This is a genomic window from Pseudoxanthomonas jiangsuensis, assembly GCF_010093185.1.
Classification (GTDB): domain Bacteria; phylum Pseudomonadota; class Gammaproteobacteria; order Xanthomonadales; family Xanthomonadaceae; genus Pseudoxanthomonas; species Pseudoxanthomonas jiangsuensis.
Window position 1 is genome coordinate 88,312 of record NZ_PDWL01000002.1, and the last position, 15,020, is coordinate 103,331.

Annotated in this window: 15 protein-coding genes; 10 read left to right on the forward strand and 5 right to left on the reverse strand. The window is 70.7% G+C overall.

The features are described 5' to 3' along the window. Positions 1 to 45 precede the first annotated feature (45 nt). From CSC62_RS01820 to CSC62_RS01835, 4 genes are all read left to right on the forward strand, one after another. A complete protein-coding gene (locus CSC62_RS01820; RefSeq protein WP_162404460.1) occupies positions 46 to 1,173 on the forward strand; it encodes a PQQ-dependent sugar dehydrogenase in 1,128 nt (375 codons plus the stop codon). A 134-nt stretch (positions 1,174 to 1,307) separates the two neighbouring features. Then, a complete protein-coding gene (locus CSC62_RS01825) occupies positions 1,308 to 1,568 on the forward strand; it encodes a hypothetical protein (protein WP_162404461.1) in 261 nt (86 codons plus the stop codon). A 69-nt stretch (positions 1,569 to 1,637) separates the two neighbouring features. Further along, a complete protein-coding gene (locus CSC62_RS01830) occupies positions 1,638 to 1,874 on the forward strand; it encodes a hypothetical protein (RefSeq protein ID WP_162404462.1) in 237 nt (78 codons plus the stop codon). A gap of 86 nt (positions 1,875 to 1,960) precedes the next feature. Beyond that, on the forward strand, positions 1,961 to 2,329 hold the full coding sequence (locus CSC62_RS01835; RefSeq protein WP_162404463.1) for a hypothetical protein: 369 nt from the start codon (positions 1,961 to 1,963) through the stop codon (positions 2,327 to 2,329). A gap of 117 nt (positions 2,330 to 2,446) precedes the next feature. Here CSC62_RS01835 and CSC62_RS01840 read toward each other — a convergent pair whose 3' ends face one another. Next, complete coding sequence (locus CSC62_RS01840) at positions 2,447 to 3,409, reverse strand: LysR family transcriptional regulator (protein ID WP_162404464.1); 963 nt, start codon at positions 3,407 to 3,409, stop codon at positions 2,447 to 2,449. Between the two features lie 117 nt (positions 3,410 to 3,526). On the opposite strand from CSC62_RS01840, the gene aceB reads away from it, so the two are divergent. The 4 genes from aceB (at position 3,527) to CSC62_RS01860 (ending at position 10,202) form a co-directional block, all read left to right on the forward strand. Then, positions 3,527 to 5,230, forward strand: coding sequence for a malate synthase A (aceB, locus tag CSC62_RS01845; RefSeq protein WP_162404465.1), 1,704 nt, complete (start codon positions 3,527 to 3,529; stop codon positions 5,228 to 5,230). A gap of 19 nt (positions 5,231 to 5,249) precedes the next feature. After that, a complete protein-coding gene (gene aceA, locus CSC62_RS01850; protein WP_162404466.1) occupies positions 5,250 to 6,542 on the forward strand; it encodes an isocitrate lyase in 1,293 nt (430 codons plus the stop codon). A 98-nt stretch (positions 6,543 to 6,640) separates the two neighbouring features. Further along, on the forward strand, positions 6,641 to 7,684 hold the full coding sequence (locus CSC62_RS01855; protein ID WP_162404467.1) for a GGDEF domain-containing protein: 1,044 nt from the start codon (positions 6,641 to 6,643) through the stop codon (positions 7,682 to 7,684). Positions 7,685 to 7,694: 10 nt separating this feature from the next. Continuing rightward, the gene (locus tag CSC62_RS01860) at positions 7,695 to 10,202 is read left to right on the forward strand and encodes a putative peptide modification system cyclase (protein ID WP_162404468.1); all 2,508 of its coding nucleotides are present in this window, start codon (positions 7,695 to 7,697) and stop codon (positions 10,200 to 10,202) included. Between the two features lie 45 nt (positions 10,203 to 10,247). Here CSC62_RS01860 and CSC62_RS01865 read toward each other — a convergent pair whose 3' ends face one another. Next, on the reverse strand, positions 10,248 to 10,556 hold the full coding sequence (locus tag CSC62_RS01865) for an NHLP-related RiPP peptide (protein ID WP_162404469.1): 309 nt from the start codon (positions 10,554 to 10,556) through the stop codon (positions 10,248 to 10,250). A gap of 100 nt (positions 10,557 to 10,656) precedes the next feature. Between CSC62_RS01865 and CSC62_RS01870 the strand changes: the two genes are divergently transcribed. Then, complete coding sequence (locus tag CSC62_RS01870) at positions 10,657 to 11,844, forward strand: putative peptide maturation dehydrogenase (protein WP_162404470.1); 1,188 nt, start codon at positions 10,657 to 10,659, stop codon at positions 11,842 to 11,844. Between the two features lie 98 nt (positions 11,845 to 11,942). Here CSC62_RS01870 and CSC62_RS01875 read toward each other — a convergent pair whose 3' ends face one another. Both CSC62_RS01875 and ubiK read right to left on the reverse strand, forming a co-directional pair. Continuing rightward, entirely contained in the window at positions 11,943 to 13,451 is a 1,509-nt protein-coding gene (locus tag CSC62_RS01875; protein WP_162404471.1) for a YifB family Mg chelatase-like AAA ATPase, read from the reverse strand. Between the two features lie 8 nt (positions 13,452 to 13,459). Next, positions 13,460 to 13,741 (reverse strand): ubiquinone biosynthesis accessory factor UbiK, encoded by a 282-nt coding sequence (gene ubiK / locus CSC62_RS01880; protein ID WP_162404472.1) that lies wholly within the window; start codon positions 13,739 to 13,741, stop codon positions 13,460 to 13,462. A 195-nt stretch (positions 13,742 to 13,936) separates the two neighbouring features. On the opposite strand from ubiK, the gene CSC62_RS01885 reads away from it, so the two are divergent. Continuing rightward, positions 13,937 to 14,275, forward strand: a complete 339-nt coding sequence (locus tag CSC62_RS01885) for a P-II family nitrogen regulator (protein ID WP_162404473.1) — start codon at positions 13,937 to 13,939, stop codon at positions 14,273 to 14,275. A gap of 14 nt (positions 14,276 to 14,289) precedes the next feature. On the opposite strand, the gene CSC62_RS01890 is transcribed toward CSC62_RS01885, so the two are convergent. Next, positions 14,290 to 14,952, reverse strand: coding sequence for a phosphotransferase (locus tag CSC62_RS01890; RefSeq protein ID WP_162404474.1), 663 nt, complete (start codon positions 14,950 to 14,952; stop codon positions 14,290 to 14,292). Between the last annotated feature and the right edge of the window lie 68 nt (positions 14,953 to 15,020).

Genomic DNA, 15,020 nt, shown 5'->3' on the forward strand with positions numbered 1-15,020 from the left:
GCACCCGGGTAGGATCGGGCCACCCCTCGCACCGGAGCCGCCGCCATGCGCCTTCCCGTCCGCCTGCCGCTCGCCCTCGTCCTCGCCGCCGCCTGCGCCGCCACCCAGGCCCAGCCGGCGCCGGCCGCCGCGCCCAAACCCTTCGTCGAGCGCGAGATCGCCCGCTTCGACGAGCCCTGGGCGATGGCCTTCCTGCCCGACGGCCGCCTGCTGGTCAGCGAGAAGGCCGGGCGCCTGCAGCTGTACGACATCGCCGGCGACAAGCGCATCCGCATCGCCGGCGTGCCGGAGGTGGCCTACGGCGGCCAGGGTGGCTTCGGCGACGTGGTCCTGCACCCGCGCTTCGCCGAGAACGGCTGGGTCTACCTCAGCTACGCCGAACCGGGCGAGGGCGACACCGCCGGTGCCGCGGTCGCACGGGCCCGGCTGGACCTCGACAACGCCCGCCTGGCCGACCTGCAGGTGGTCTGGCGGCAGTCGCCCAAGGTGAGCGGCCAGGGCCACTACGGCCACCGCATCGCCTTCGACCGCGACGGCCTGCTGTGGATCACTTCCAGCGAGCGGCAGAAGTTCGATCCGGCCCAGGACATGGCCGGCAACCTGGGCAAGATCGTGCGCCTGCGCGACGACGGCCAGGTGCCGGACGGCAATCCCTTCGCCGCGCAGGGCGGCGTGGCCGCGCAGGTATGGTCGCTGGGCCACCGCAACATGCTCGGCATTGCCTTCGCCGACGACGGCCGGTTGTGGGTGCACGAGATGGGACCCAAGGGCGGCGACGAGCTGAACCTGATCGCCAGGGGCGCCAACTACGGCTACCCGATCGTCTCCAACGGCGACCACTACGACGGCAAGCCGATCCCCGACCATGACACCCGCCCGGAATTCCGCGCCCCGGCCGTCACCAGGAACCCGGTAATCTCGCCGGCGGGCTTCATCATCTACCGCGGCGACCGCTATCCGGGCTGGAACGGCCAGGGCCTGATCGGCGGCCTGTCCTCGCAGAGCCTGGTGCGGGTGGCGTTCGACGGCGACGCAGCGCGCGAGGCCGCGCGCTACGACATGGGCACCCGCATCCGCGAGGTCGAGCAGGGCCCGGACGGGACGGTGTGGCTGCTGGAGGACGGCGGCCGCGGCGCCAAGGGCCGGCTGTACCGGCTCGAGCCGGCGTCCTGAGCCGCGGCCCGGATGCGCCGCCGGGCTGAACGGGCGGGTGGGCGGTGCCTGTGCCATGATCGGGCCGGCCGCCGATCGATCCGGCGGCGCCATCGGCGGCCATCGCCGGTGCGCATCCCATCCTGGAGATGATCATGCACGGACGCATTCGCAGTGATCGCGCGGTTTCGCACGCCTGGCTCTTCATCGTCGCCGGCGCGTTGTTCTCGCCGTTGTTCTTCCTGGTCGCCATCGTCATCGGCGGCTGGGCCGCGCGTCGCGGCCAGCCGTCCGGCGGCCTGCTGATGGCGACCGGCCTGGTGTTCTTCCTGCTCGTGCAGGGCTACGGCATGGGCAAGACCCTGGCGTTGCGCGACAACGCACGCCCGGCCGAAATGACCACGGTGGCGCGCTGAGCGGCCGCAACCGCAAGGCGATGGCCACCTCCGCGGCGGAAGGTCGACGTGCCAGGGAAGGAGGCGCGGATGCCGATCGATGAACTCGGCGGCCATTTCCTCGGCAGCGCGCTGCGCATCGTTGGCCGGGTGCTGCTGGAACTGCTGTTCGAGCTGCCGGTGCGTGGCCTGGGCTACGCGATCCTGAGCCGGCGACGGCGACGCGTGCGCGAGGACGACCTGGCCTGTGTCGTGGTGGGATTGCTGTTCTGGGCGGCGGTCGCGGTGCTGGCGTGGCTGGGATGGCGCGTGTTCGTGGCTGGTTGAACGCGGGACCTGCGCGGTTGCCGACGGACGATGGCCGTAGCAAGCTGAAGCGAACGGAGCCAAGCCGCAGCCAGGAGGCGATGCGCATGTCCGCACCCATTCCCACGTACCGGAACGGTCAGGCCGGGCCATGGTCCTCCTGGATCTGGTTGCCTGCGGGGATACTGGCTGCGCTGGGCCTGGTGGCGGGCGTGGAGACGGTACTGCCGCAGTTCGCACAATCCCTGGCGGCGTTCGGAACCGACCTGCCGTGGCCGACCCGCCTGGTCCTGGAATGGCATCGGCTGGCCTGGCTGGCGGCGCTGGTGCCGGTGGCCGCCTGGTGGTCGTGGCCGCAGCGCCGCCATCGCGGAATCGCGGCCGCCGTCGCTGGCCTGGCGGCGGGCATCCTGGTGATCGTGCTGGCGACCGCGGCCCTGTCCCTGCCGGTCATGCAACTGGCGCGGACGATCTAGCCGCCGCATCCCGCCGGATGCGAAGACGGAAGGCCGATGACCTGCGGGCTCCAGGCTTCGTTTCTGCCCGGAGGGAGGAGCGGGTGTTCCGGCGAAGCCTCGCCGGCCTCGACCGCCTCACCGCTCCGAATGCCCACTTTCGTCGTACTCGCGCGGAGCCATCAGGTCGGGCTTGATCAGGGCGATGAAGGCGCGCGCCTGCGGTGACAGCACCCGGCCCTTGCGCACCACCACGCCGTAGCTGCGCGAGGGGAAGAACGCCGACAGCGAGCGCGAGCCCAGGCGTCCGGCGTCGGCCTCGCCCAGGCAGATCGAGGGCACGATCGACACGCCCATGCCCATGGCCACGTACTGCTTGATCACGTCCCAGCCGCTGACCTCCAGCGCCACGGAATAGGGCACCCGGTTCTGCTGCAGCACCAGGTCGACCAGGCGCCAGGTGATCTGCCGCTTGGGCGGCAGGATCAGCGGGTATTCGGCCAGGTCGGCCAGTTCCAGCCGCGCCTTCTTCAGCAAGGGGTGGCCGGGCTGGGCGACCAGGCGCTGCTCGAAGCGGTGCGCCGCCTCGTAGCTGAGGTCGGCCGGCACGTCGAGCAGGGTGCCGACCACCAGGTCCACCGCGTCCTCGCGCAGCAGGTCGGTGCCCTCGCTGGTGACCACGTTGTCCAGGGTCAGGTGCACGTCCGGGTGCTGGGCGCGGAAGGCGGCCACGATCTTCGGCAGCAGGTAGAGGATGGTCGAGCTGTTGGCGGCGATCCGCAGCTCGCCGGCCTCCAGCCCGCGCACCCGCTCGCGGAAGGCGGCCTCCAGCCCGTCGATCTGCTCGACCAGCGGCAGGGCCATCTCGAACAGGACCTCGCCCTCCCGGGTCGGCGCCAGGCGGCGGCCGTTGCGCTCCAGCAGGGGCATGCCCAGGTCCCGCTCCAGCGCCTGCAACTGCAGGGTGATGGCCGGCTGGCTGACGAAAAGCGCGTCCGCGGCCCGCGAGACCGAGCCCAGGCGGACCGTCTGGCAGAACGCCCGCAGCGGCTTGAGCCGGTCGGATTTGTAGGAAAAACGGGGACTTGCAGAGGTGGGCACGGGATGGTTGTGCCTGCATATTAGTTGAACTTATGAAGTACATTGACAAATCTGCTTTGTCAAATAATTTGCCGCAGCGCAGCGTGGACCTCCAAGCCGAGCAGCCAGGAGCCTGCCATGTCCGCCACCGCCGCCACCGCGACCCCCTCCGTCCCTGCGACTCCGTCGACCCGCCCGGCCAGCCGTCCGGTTGCCGTGGCCGCCCCGCGCGGCGCGGTCGGGCTTTCGCTGACCGAGCGGGTGGCCGGCCAGGAACAGCTGCTGCCGGCGCCGCTGCTGGGCCTGCTGGTCTCCCTGCACCGGGCGATCGAGCCGGAGCGCCGCGCCCGCCTGGCCGCCCGCCGCGAGCGCCAGGCCTTCTTCGACGCCGGCGGCCTGCCGGACTTCCGCGCCGACACCGCCGCCATCCGCGACGGCGACTGGAGCGTGGCCCCGATCCCGCGGGCCCTGCGCGACCGCCGGGTGGAGATCACCGGCCCGACCGACCCGAAGATGGTGATCAACGCGCTGAACTCCGGCGCCAACTGCTACATGGCCGACTTCGAGGACTCCACCGCGCCGACCTGGCGCAACCTGCTGGCCGGCCAGCGCGCGCTGGCCGCCGCGGTCGACGGCACCCTGGGCTTCGAGGCGGAGAACGGCAAGCAGTACCGCCTGCGCCGCTACGACGAGCGCGCGGTGCTGATCGTGCGCCCGCGCGGCTGGCACCTGGACGAGAAGCACGTGCGGGTGGACGGCGAGCCGATCGCCGGCGGCCTGTTCGACATGGCCGTGTTCGCCTGGCACAACGCCCGCACCCTGATGGCCAACGACCGCGGCCCGTACTTCTACCTACCCAAGCTGCAGTCGATGGAGGAGGCCGCCTTGTGGGAGGCCGCGCTGTCGCACGTCGAGGCGATGCTGGGCCTGCCGCACGGGCAGATGAAGGCCACGGTGCTGATCGAGACCCTGCCGGCGGTGTTCGAGATGGACGAGATCCTGCACGCGCTGAAGGACCGCGTCGTCGGCCTGAACTGCGGCCGCTGGGACTACATCTTCTCCTACCTGAAGACCTTCCGCGCCCACGCCGACCGGGTCCTGCCCGAGCGCGGCCAGGTGACCATGACCCAGCCGTTCCTGAAGGCCTACTCGGAGCTGCTGATCCGCACCTGCCACCGCCGCGGCGCGCACGCCATGGGCGGGATGGCCGCGCAGATCCCGATCGCCGGCGACGAGGCGGCCAACGAGCAGGCCCTGGCCCGGGTACGCGCCGACAAGCTGCGCGAGGTCGGCGCCGGTCACGACGGCACCTGGGTGGCGCACCCGGCGCTGATCCCGGTGGCGCGCGAGGTGTTCGACGCGCACATGCCCACGCCCAACCAGCACCACGTGCTGCGCGAGGACGTGCGGGTCGGCCGCGACGACCTGATCCGGCCCAGCGAAGGCACGATCACCCGCGAGGGCTTCGAGAACAACGTCGAGGTCTGCGTGCGCTACCTGGCCGCCTGGCTGGACGGCCAGGGCTGCGTGCCGATCCACTGGCTGATGGAGGACGCGGCCACCGCCGAGATCGCCCGCGCCCAGCTGTGGCAGTGGCTGCACCACTCCGACCCGCGCGGCCGCCACGCCGACGGCAGCCCGGTGCACCTGGCCGACGGCACGGTGATCGACTTCGCCCTGTTCGAGCGGACCCTGGCCGCCTTGCCGGGCCGCCTGGGCGACACCGCCACCCTGCCGGGCGGCGCCCGCATCCCCGAGGCCATCGCCCTGCTCGACGAACTGACCCGCGCCTGCCAGCTGGTCGAGTTCCTGACCCTGCCGGCCTACGCCCGGATCGACTGACCCCCCACGGAGAACCGCCATGACCACGCTGAAGACCGCCGAGCAGATCCAGCACGAATGGAACACCGACCCGCGCTGGGCCGGCATCACCCGCCACTACACCGCCGCCGACGTCGTGCGCCTGCGCGGCACCATCCCGGTCGAGCACTCCATCGCCCGGCTCGGCGCCGAGAAGCTGTGGAAGTCGCTGCACACCGAGGACTTCGTCAACGCCCTGGGCGCGCTGACCGGCAACCAGGCCATGCAGCAGGTCAAGGCCGGGCTGAAGGCGATCTACCTGTCCGGCTGGCAGGTGGCCGCCGACGCCAACCTGGCCGGGCAGATGTACCCGGACCAGTCGCTGTACCCGGCCGATTCGGTGCCCGCGGTCGTCCGCCGGATCAACAACGCCCTGCTGCGCGCCGACCAGCTGCAGCATGCCGAGGGTGACGACTCGATCGACTTCCTGCAGCCGATCGTGGCCGACGCCGAGGCCGGCTTCGGCGGCGTGCTCAACGCCTTCGAGCTGATGAAGGCGATGATCGAGGCGGGCGCCTCCGGCGTGCACTTCGAGGACCAGCTGGCCTCGGTGAAGAAGTGCGGGCACATGGGCGGCAAGGTCCTGGTGCCGACCCGCGAAGCGGTGGAGAAGCTCAACGCCGCGCGCCTGGCCGCCGACGTGATGGGCGTGCCGACCATCCTGGTCGCGCGCACCGACGCCGAGGCCGCCGACCTGCTGACCTCCGACATCGACGACAACGACAAGCCGTTCACCACCGGCGAGCGCACCGTGGAGGGCTTCTACAAGGTCCGCAACGGCCTGGAGCAGTCGATCAGCCGCGGCCTGGCCTACGCCCCCTACGCCGACCTGGTGTGGTGCGAGACCGGCAAGCCGGACCTGGAGTTCGCCCGCAGGTTCGCCGAGGCGATCCATGCCAGGTACCCCGGCAAGCTGCTGGCCTACAACTGCTCGCCGAGCTTCAACTGGAAGAAGAACCTGGACGACGCCACCATCGCCAAGTTCCAGCGGGAGATCGCCAGCTACGGCTACAAGTTCCAGTTCATCACCCTGGCCGGCTTCCACGCCCTGAACTACTCGATGTTCAACCTGGCCCATGGCTATGCCCGCCGCCAGATGAGCGCCTTCGTCGAGCTGCAGGAGGCCGAGTTCGCCGCCGCCGAGAAGGGCTTCACCGCGGTCAAGCACCAGCGCGAGGTCGGCACCGGCTACTTCGACGCTGTCACCCAGACCATCCAGCAGGGCCAGTCCTCGACCACCGCCCTGACCGGCTCGACCGAGGAAGAGCAGTTCCACGACCGCGCCGCGGCCTGAGGGCCGGCCGGCGCCCGCCGGCCGCCTTCTCCATACCCGAGTCGATGGTATCCTCGGCGTTCGACCTGGCAGGGGGGCCAGGCGCAGGGAGCCGCGGGATGCCGAGCGACGGCGTGGCGCACATCGTCCGCGAACGGACGGACCAGGAGACGACGAACGGCAACAGCGCGGCCGCGGTGCTGGCTGCGCGCGAGTTCGAGCTGTTCTCCGGGGTCGGCCGCGAGCGCCGGGTGCAGGCCGGCGAGCGGATCTTCCGCCGCGGCGACCCGGGCGAGGTCATGTACCTGATCGCCCAGGGCGAGGTCGAGCTGGACTTCGGCAGCGACCTGGCGCTCAAGCGCCTGGGGACGCAGGAATTCTTCGGCGAACTGGGCCTGCTGGTGGGCGAACACACCCGCAGCGCCGACGCCATCGCCGTGGGCGAGGGCCGCCTGGTGGAACTGGGCCAGGACGGCTTCCAGCGCCTGGTCGAACGCGACCCGGCGCTGGTGGCGCAGTTCCTGCGGCGGGCCATCACCCGCGTGGTGCTCAACGAGCAGAGCCTGATCCGCCAGCTGCGCCGCCGCAACCACGACCTGGAAACGGCGCTGGACGACCTCTACGCCACCACCCACCAGCTCAACCAGACCGAAGAGCTGATCCGCACCGACGAGCTTACCGGCCTGTACAACCGCCGCGGCCTGACCCTGCATCTGCAGGAATGCCGCCGGGTCGGCTTCAAGGGCGGCACCGGCCTCCTGCTGGTGGACTGCGACCGCTTCAAGCAGATCAACGACGACCACGGCCACCTGGTCGGCGACCGCGTGCTGCAGAACATCGCCGGCATCCTGCGCTCGGTGGCCGGCGCCGAGGACGTGCCCTGCCGCCTGGGCGGCGACGAGTTCTGCCTGCTGGTGTCGGCCGACAGCCGCGAGGACGTGCTGCGCTACGCCGAGTTCGTGATCGCCACGACCCGCAGCCTGCTGCGGCTGCAGCAGGCGGTGCCGACCATCTGCGCGGTCAGCGTCGGCGCCTGCCTGGTCGAGCACGACCGCGACTGGAACGACTGGTACGCCCGCGCCGACGCGGCGCTGTACGAGTCCAAGCGCCAGGGCGGCAACCGCGTGTCCTGGGTCGACGACCCACCCCGCTCGGAATACTGACGAGGCGAAGATGAGCGACGGAACGCCCCCTGCCGTCGACGCGCCGCAGCTGCGCACCTTGCTGCTGACCGACCTGTGCGACTCCACCGGCCTGGTCGAGAAGCTGGGCGATACCGGCGCGGCCGCGTTCTTCCGCGAGCACGACCACTTCGTGCTGGAGCTGCAGCAGCGCTGGCGCGGCCGCCTGATCGACCGCTCCGACGGCTTGCTGCTGATGTTCGAGCGCCCGCTGGACGGGCTCGGCTTCGCCCTGGACTACCGCCGCGGCCTGGAAGACCTCGGCTGGGCCCACGGCGCGGTGCCCCTGCGCGCCCGCGCCGGAATACACGTGGGCGAAGTGCTGATCTGGCGCAACAGCGACGAAGCGGTGCAGGCCGGCGCCAAGTCGATGGAGATCGAAGGCCTGGCCAAGCCGCTGGCCGCGCGCCTGATGCAGCTGGCCCGCCCCGGCCAGATCCTGCTGTCGGCCGTGGCCGAGCCGCTGGTGCGCCGCGCCGCGCGCGAACTGGGCGAGCGCGGCGACGCCCTGCAGTGGCGCTCGCACGGCCGCTGGCGCTTCAAGGGCGTGCCCGAGGTGCAGGAAGTCCTCGAGGTCGGCGAACCCGGGCTGGCGCCGCTGCGCGCGCCGTCCGGCGACGCCAAGGCGCGCCGCGACCTGCCCCTGTGGCGGCGCCCGGCGGCGCTGGTGGCCGAGGTGCTGCTGGTGGCCGGCATCGGCCTGGGCGCCTGGTTCATCACCCGGCCCGAGCCGGCCATCGCCTTCTCCGAACGCGACTGGGTGGTGGTGGGCGACCTGCGCAACCTCACCGGGCAGACCGTGCTGGACGAGTCGCTGGAGCAGGCGTTCCGGATCAGCCTGGAGCAGTCGCGGTACGTCAATGTGCTCAGCGACCTCAAGGTGCAGCAGACATTGGAGCAGATGCGGCTGGATCCGCAGAGTGCAATGCTCGATCGTGCCGTCGCTTCGCAGGTGGCAGCGCGAACTGGGGCGCGTGCAGTGGTTCTTCCGGCTGTAAACGAGGTCGACAACGAACTGCAGTTTTCGGTTGAGATCGTTGATCCTGTCACGCAGACGACCATCTACTCGGAGCGGGCTAGTGGCAAAGGCCTCGCGTCGGTGCTGGGATCAATCGATAAGGTTTCTCGCCAGCTACGCGGTAATCTCGGCGAAGCAGTAGCCTCGGTGCAGCAGAGCTCGATTCCGCTGCCTCAGGCGACCACCGGCAATCTCGAAGCACTGCGTGCTTATGCCTTGGCTGAAGAGGCCATGGCCAAGCGGAGCTGGGAAGAGGCGCGCGGGCTGTTTGAGAGCGCGGTAAGGCTTGATCCCGAATTCGCGCGGGCGCACTTGGGCCTTGCGAGCATTGCCTGGGCATCAGGCGATACGGCTGACGCTAGCCGTCACGTCGCCAACGCCGTACGCGTGCGTGAAAAGCTTACTGCACGAGACCAATTGCAGGTCGATGCATGGCAGGCGGAGATCTCCCCTGATGGCGGCTCGCTCTCGCAGTGGCTGACAATGGCCAAGCTCTATCCTGACCATTATCCAGCGCAATCGAATTCATCGTGGTACTTGCTGGCCGAGAACCGCTTCGAAGAAGCGCTCGCACATGCCCAGCAGGGCTCGGCACCGCAGGCGCCCAAGCGTACCTATACGCTGGTGCATGTTGCCCGGGCTCTCACCGCACTGGGCCGAGCGAAGGAGGCGTTGGAAGCGCTGGAACAGGCGGAGCTTGCCGGCCGTGCGCCGATGGCGGGCGCACGTGCGGAAGCACTCATCCTGCAAGGGCGGCCTGAGCAGGCCGCCGCGCTGTTGGAGGCGGTCAAGCCAGAAGATGGTCTGCCAATGTGGTTGAACGCGCAGCGAGGGTTGGTGGCGGTCGCACTTGATGGCGATGATGGCGCGCGTGCCAAGCGCTTGGCTCTACGCATGCGGGAGATGGCTTCCAGTCTTCCCGCACCCTATCCGCGCCATTTCACGCTCAATGATTTGATCGTGCGTTCCGCTACTGGTGAAGCCATCCCGATGGAATCCCTGGCCGCGATCGAGCGGGAAGCGCGCAAGGCACTGATGGATGCTGGGAGTCCAGCACGATACGAAGAAGTTTTCCGCTACGCCGTGCTGGCTTATTTGGCACAGCGCAGCGGGCAAGTTGCACTTGCCTCGCGTTGTCTGGATTGGCTGGAGCCGGAGGCGCTGCGTATGCGCAACCGCCAAGTCGACAAGATTGTGACTCTGGTCCGCGCAAATCAGTTGCGTCTGGATGGACGAGTGGCGGATGGCGTCGAACTGCTGAAGCCACAGCTGGATGGAACTGAACTCGTGCAGGCACGAGTAGTGATGCGTGAGCTCGCGCGGGATGGCGGTGACCTGTCCGGCATCGCCGAACAGGAGCGCTGGCTGCATGAGCACCACGGACAGGCACTTGCGGAAGTGGTTGCCGAGCAGGTGCTCCAGCCACTAAACCTGGTGGATGTCCGAACAGAGATATCGCCGGAGGCGACTGGCGTCCGCTGACGGGACCTGTCCTTTGGCGGACATGGTCCCGCCGCGTGTTTGATGCTAGTTCTTGCCGAGAGACTGCTCGACTTTACCGGCCTCGAAATTGAAAATGACGGTCATGGTGACGGCACTGGTCAGGTGCTCGCGTAATGCTTCACGCGCCGCGGCAAGCTCTTCCTTCGACGCCAATACCGTGGTCTGCGCGCACAGCAGCGGATCGTCCGCCGGCACCACATGGCCGATCTGGGCCAGAGCTGCACGCGGGTCGGTGGCGAAAAGGTCGCGGAAGCCGTCGTCGCTGGAGAGGCGGTCGAGCAGTTCGTCCACGACGGCCGCGTCCATGGGCTGGCTCGCTTGATTGCTGGTCATGTTTTTCCCCCTGGTGATATGTAGCCCGCGCGGAATGCGCGGTCAGGCATCGTCATACTGGCGGGGCTGATATTGCAAGGGCATGGCCAAAGGGGGGCACATGCGGGTGCGTCGTTGCGCGGTCCTGTATCTGGAGCCGCGGGAGCGGGTGGAGTTCGACCTGGCCGGGCTGTTGTCCGGCGGCAGCGGTGCGCGACGCAGTCGGGAGTGGGTGGCGCATGCGCCGCACCTGGAGCAGCCGGTCGCGCTGGGCACGGCGGAGCGGGACTTGCTTGCCGAGCTTTCGCCGGAGACCTGGACACCTGAGGAAACATTGGCTGGCTGGTCGGAAGGTACGCTGGATGCGCTTCTGGACGCAGGCCTTGTCATTGCCGAGACCGCTGCCGAAGGCCAGCGTAGGATCCACGCCCAGCGCGATGTGCGGTTACGCGCCGGCCACTGGTGGGCGCCGGCGGCGATGCTGCACCGTGCCGCCCGCTGGAGCGGCCAGGACGCGGCGGCCGCGACCGAGGCCGCAGGCCTGTCCACCGCGGTCGGCCTGCGCGAGAACCTGGGTCCGCCGCCGCCGGCGGTGCCCGCGCGCGGCGGCCATGGTCCGCGGCTGGCGCTGGCGCGCACCATTGAGCCGGAAGGCTTTGATGCTCTGCTCCGGCGTCGTACCACCTGCCGCAACTTCGATCCACGGCGCGCGCTGCCGCAGGAATCGCTGGCGCGGATGCTGGAGCGGGTGTTCGCGGCCCACGGCAGCTGGCAGGCCGACGAGGACACGGTGTTCCTGAAGAAGGGCAGCCCGTCCGGCGGGGGCCTGCATCCAACCGGGGCCTACCTGCTGGTGCAGCGGGTGGAGGGGGTGGCGCCCGGCCTCTACCACTACCACCCGCTCGACCACGCGCTGGAGCCGTTGGCGGTGCCGGCGGAGCCGCTGGACGGACTGGCGGCGCGGATGGTCGCCGGCCAGCACTGGTTCGCCAACGCGCCGCTGCTGGTGGTGATGGCCACCCGCTTTGCGCGCTGCTTCTGGAAGTACCGCCAGCATCCCAAGGCCTACCGCGCGGTGGTCATGGACGCCGGGCACCTGTCGCAGACGCTGTACCTGGCCGCCACCGATCTGGGCCTGGGAGCCTTCGTCACCTGCGCGATCAACGAGGCCGACATCGAGCAGGCCTTTGGCTTGGACCCCTTGGAGGAGGGGGCGATGGCCGTATGCGGATTCGGCTGGCGCGCGGAGGAAATGCGCAATGCCGAGTTCGATCCGGGTGGGCGGGTGTGGCCGCGGCAGGCGGTTTGAACTGTGGGAGCCGGGAGACCGGATTCGTCCGTGGAGAAGCGCCGGCGAATGCCAAGGCGGGCACGTCTGCGCGCGTCCTGGCCGCCGTGGCTATCCAGTCAACCACCACCAGGCGGTGCCAGCGGCATCCGGTAACCCAGGGCCTCGGCCAGGTGCGCGCCGCCGATGCCGTCTTCGCCGTCCAGGTCGGCGATGGTGCGGGCCACCCGCAGCACCCGGTGCAGGCTGCGCGCGGTCAGCTGCAGGCGTTCGCCGACGCTTTCCAGCAGGTACTGCTCGGACTCGGCCAGGCGGCAATGGGAGGCCAGGCCGGCGGCGTCCAGATGGGCGTTGAGGACGCCGCTGCGCTGCAGCTGGCGCGCGCGCGCCGCTTCCACCCGCAGCCGGATCGTCCAGCTGGACTCGCCCGGCGGCGCATCGGTGCGCAGCTGTGCCGGGGGCAGCCGGGCCATGGCCAGGTGCAGGTCGATCCGATCCAGCAGGGGGCCGGACAGCCGGCCCCAGTAGCGCAGGATCCGGTCCGGGGTGCAGCGGCAGCGCGCGGAAGGGTCGCCGGCCCAGCCGCAGGGACAGGGGTTCATCGCCGCCACCAGCTGGAACCGGGCCGGGAACTCGGCGCTGCGGCCGGCGCGGGAGACGGTGATCCGGCCCGATTCCAGCGGTTCGCGCAGCATCTCCAGGGTGGCCCGGCTCCATTCCGGCAGCTCGTCCAGGAACAGGACGCCGTTGTGCGCCAGCGAGATCTCGCCCGGGCGCGGCGGGCTGCCGCCGCCGGCCAGGGCGACAGCGCTGGCGCCGTGGTGCGGACTACGCCAGGGCCGCTGGCGCCAGCGTGCCGCGTCCAGGCCGCGGCCGCTGGTCGAGGCGACCGCGGCGGTTTCCAGCGCTTCGGCCTCGCTCGCTTCCGGCAGCAGTCCGGGCAGGCGCGAGGCCAGCAGGGTCTTGCCGCAGCCGGGCGGCCCGCTCATCAAGACGTGGTGGCCACCGGCGGCGGCCACTTCCAGCGCACGCCGGGCCTGTGCCTGGCCGCGCACGTCGGCCATGTCGGGCGGAGCCTCGGGCACGGCGACTGCCCCGGCCTCGGCGCGCGGCAGGTTGCGGCCGCCCAGGCCGGCGCAGGCTTCCAGCAGGGTGCGGGCGACGTAGGCCTGCGCCCCGCCGGCCAGGGCGGCTTCGGCACCGCTGCCGGCGGGCACCACCAGGCGCCGGCCCTCGCGCGCGGCCGCCAGCACCGCCGGCAGCACGCCATCGACCGGGCGCAGTTCGCCGGTCAGGCCCAGCTCGCCGAGGAACTCGCAGCCGGCCAGCGCCTCGCGGTCGATCTGGCCGCTGGCGGCGAGGATGCCCAGGGCGATGGGCAGGTCGAAGCGGCCGCCGTCCTTGGGCAGGTCGGCCGGCGCCAGGTTGATGGTGATGCGCCTTTGCGGGTACTCGAACTGGGCGCAGAGGATCGCCGCGCGTACCCGGTCGCGCGATTCGCGCACCGCGGCGGCCGGCAGGCCGACGATCTGGGTCGAGGGCAAACCACCAGACAGGTGCACTTCCACCTGCACCGGCGGAGCATGGACCCCGGCGCGGGCGCGACTGTGCACCAGCGCCAGGCCCATGGCGGGCCTCAGTGCGGGCTGCGGCCCGGCGCGCCGCCGTCGGCGGCGGCCAGGCGGGTTTCCAGCTCGGCCACCGCGCGCTCCAGCGCCTCCAGCTTCTCGCGGGTGCGCAGCAGCACCGCACGCTGGACCTCGAACTCCTCGCGGCTGACCAGGTCCAGCCGCGACAGGCCGGCCTGCAGGGCACCGCGGAAGCTGGCCTGCAGCTCCTCGCCGGACTGGCGCAGTCCCGGCGGGACCAGTTCGCTCAGGCGGCGGGCGAGGTCGTCGATGTGGTTGAGGTCGATCATGGGCGGGGCCTGTGGACGTGGGGGACAGTCTGCGCCGCGGCGGGGCGGGGTGGCGTCGGTGCACCCCCGTCCGGGGGGTCGGAAAACCGCCCGGCGCGGACTGGGAAACATTGGACCGGAGGCGGTGCGGGCGTGGCAAGCGTGGGGGCGCGCGGTATCCTGTGCGCTCCCCGAGATGCCGCTGGAGACCGTCGGATGAAGATGATCATGGCCGTGATCAAGCCGTTCAAGCTGGACGACGTGCGCGAGGCGCTCGCCAGCCACGGGATCGCCGGGATCACGGTCACCGAGGTCAAGGGCTTCGGCCGGCAGAAGGGCCACACCGAGCTGTACCGCGGGGCCGAGTACGTGGTCGATTTCCTGCCCAAGGTGAAGATCGAGGTCGCGGTCACCGAGGACCAGGTCGAACCGGTGGTCGAGGCGATCGTGAAGTCGGCCGGCACCGGCAAGATCGGCGACGGCAAGGTCTTCGTCTACGACCTGGGCCGGGTGGTGCGGATCCGCACCGGCGAACTGGACGCGGACGCTTTGTAAGCCGCCGGCCGCGCTCAGCCGCCGAAGGCGCTCTTGAAGCGGCCGTAGATCCGCTTCCAGCCATCGCGCACGGCCGTGACCCAGCGCGGGTCGGCCAGCACCGAGGACACGTAGCCGCCGGGTTCGCGCCCGGTCAGGCGCTGCTCGATCTTGAACGCGTTGGCCAGGTCGCCGCGGCGCAGCTCGCGCACCACCGGCGCATTGCGCATCCAGCGCGGCAGGTGCAAGGCGGAAGCGAAGTCCAGCAGGACCACGCGCTCGCCGTCGACCATCACGTTGGCCGGGTGCAGGTCGTTGTGGGTGATGCCGTTGGCGTGCAGGTGCGCGACCGCGCCGCGCAGGCGCCGGAAGGTCTCGCCGTCGATCGGGTTCTCGGCGCCGAGCGGCTGTCCGGGCACGAACTCCATCGCCAGGGTCAGCCCGCCGATGATCCCCAGCAGCATCGGCGCGTGCGCCCAGCCGCGCAGCCGGCGCAGGTTGCGCGCCTCGCGCCGCACCAGCAGCCGCGCCAGCGGCGCCAGCAGGGTGTGGCGGTAGCGGCTGTAGTCCTTGACCACGGCCGGCCGGCCGTCGAGGTGGGTGCGGTACACGTCCGGCTCGAGCAGGCGGGTGCCTTCCTTGAGCAGGAGCGGGGCGTCCAGGGACGTGCCGGGCGTGGAGGTGGCGATGCTGTTCATGACGTCGTCGTTCTGCAGGACCCGGCGCCACGGGGACGTGACGGCCTCCGGGCCGGGTGCCGACTGCG

Bases quoted from the DNA above. Each gene is read 5' to 3' on its own strand.
- CSC62_RS01820 (WP_162404460.1), top strand. From the start codon at position 46: ATGCGCCTTCCCGTCCGCCTGCCGCTCGCCCTCGTCCTCGCCGCCGCC.
- CSC62_RS01825 (WP_162404461.1), top strand. From the start codon at position 1,308: ATGCACGGACGCATTCGCAGTGATCGCGCGGTTTCGCACGCCTGGCTC.
- CSC62_RS01830 (WP_162404462.1), top strand. From the start codon at position 1,638: ATGCCGATCGATGAACTCGGCGGCCATTTCCTCGGCAGCGCGCTGCGC.
- CSC62_RS01835 (WP_162404463.1), top strand. From the start codon at position 1,961: ATGTCCGCACCCATTCCCACGTACCGGAACGGTCAGGCCGGGCCATGG.
- aceB (WP_162404465.1), top strand. From the start codon at position 3,527: ATGTCCGCCACCGCCGCCACCGCGACCCCCTCCGTCCCTGCGACTCCG.
- aceA (WP_162404466.1), top strand. From the start codon at position 5,250: ATGACCACGCTGAAGACCGCCGAGCAGATCCAGCACGAATGGAACACC.
- CSC62_RS01855 (WP_162404467.1), top strand. From the start codon at position 6,641: ATGCCGAGCGACGGCGTGGCGCACATCGTCCGCGAACGGACGGACCAG.
- CSC62_RS01860 (WP_162404468.1), top strand. From the start codon at position 7,695: ATGAGCGACGGAACGCCCCCTGCCGTCGACGCGCCGCAGCTGCGCACC.
- CSC62_RS01865 (WP_162404469.1), bottom strand. From the start codon at position 10,556: ATGACCAGCAATCAAGCGAGCCAGCCCATGGACGCGGCCGTCGTGGAC.
- CSC62_RS01870 (WP_162404470.1), top strand. From the start codon at position 10,657: ATGCGGGTGCGTCGTTGCGCGGTCCTGTATCTGGAGCCGCGGGAGCGG.
- CSC62_RS01875 (WP_162404471.1), bottom strand. From the start codon at position 13,451: ATGGGCCTGGCGCTGGTGCACAGTCGCGCCCGCGCCGGGGTCCATGCT.
- ubiK (WP_162404472.1), bottom strand. From the start codon at position 13,741: ATGATCGACCTCAACCACATCGACGACCTCGCCCGCCGCCTGAGCGAA.
- CSC62_RS01885 (WP_162404473.1), top strand. From the start codon at position 13,937: ATGAAGATGATCATGGCCGTGATCAAGCCGTTCAAGCTGGACGACGTG.
- CSC62_RS01890 (WP_162404474.1), bottom strand. From the start codon at position 14,952: ATGAACAGCATCGCCACCTCCACGCCCGGCACGTCCCTGGACGCCCCG.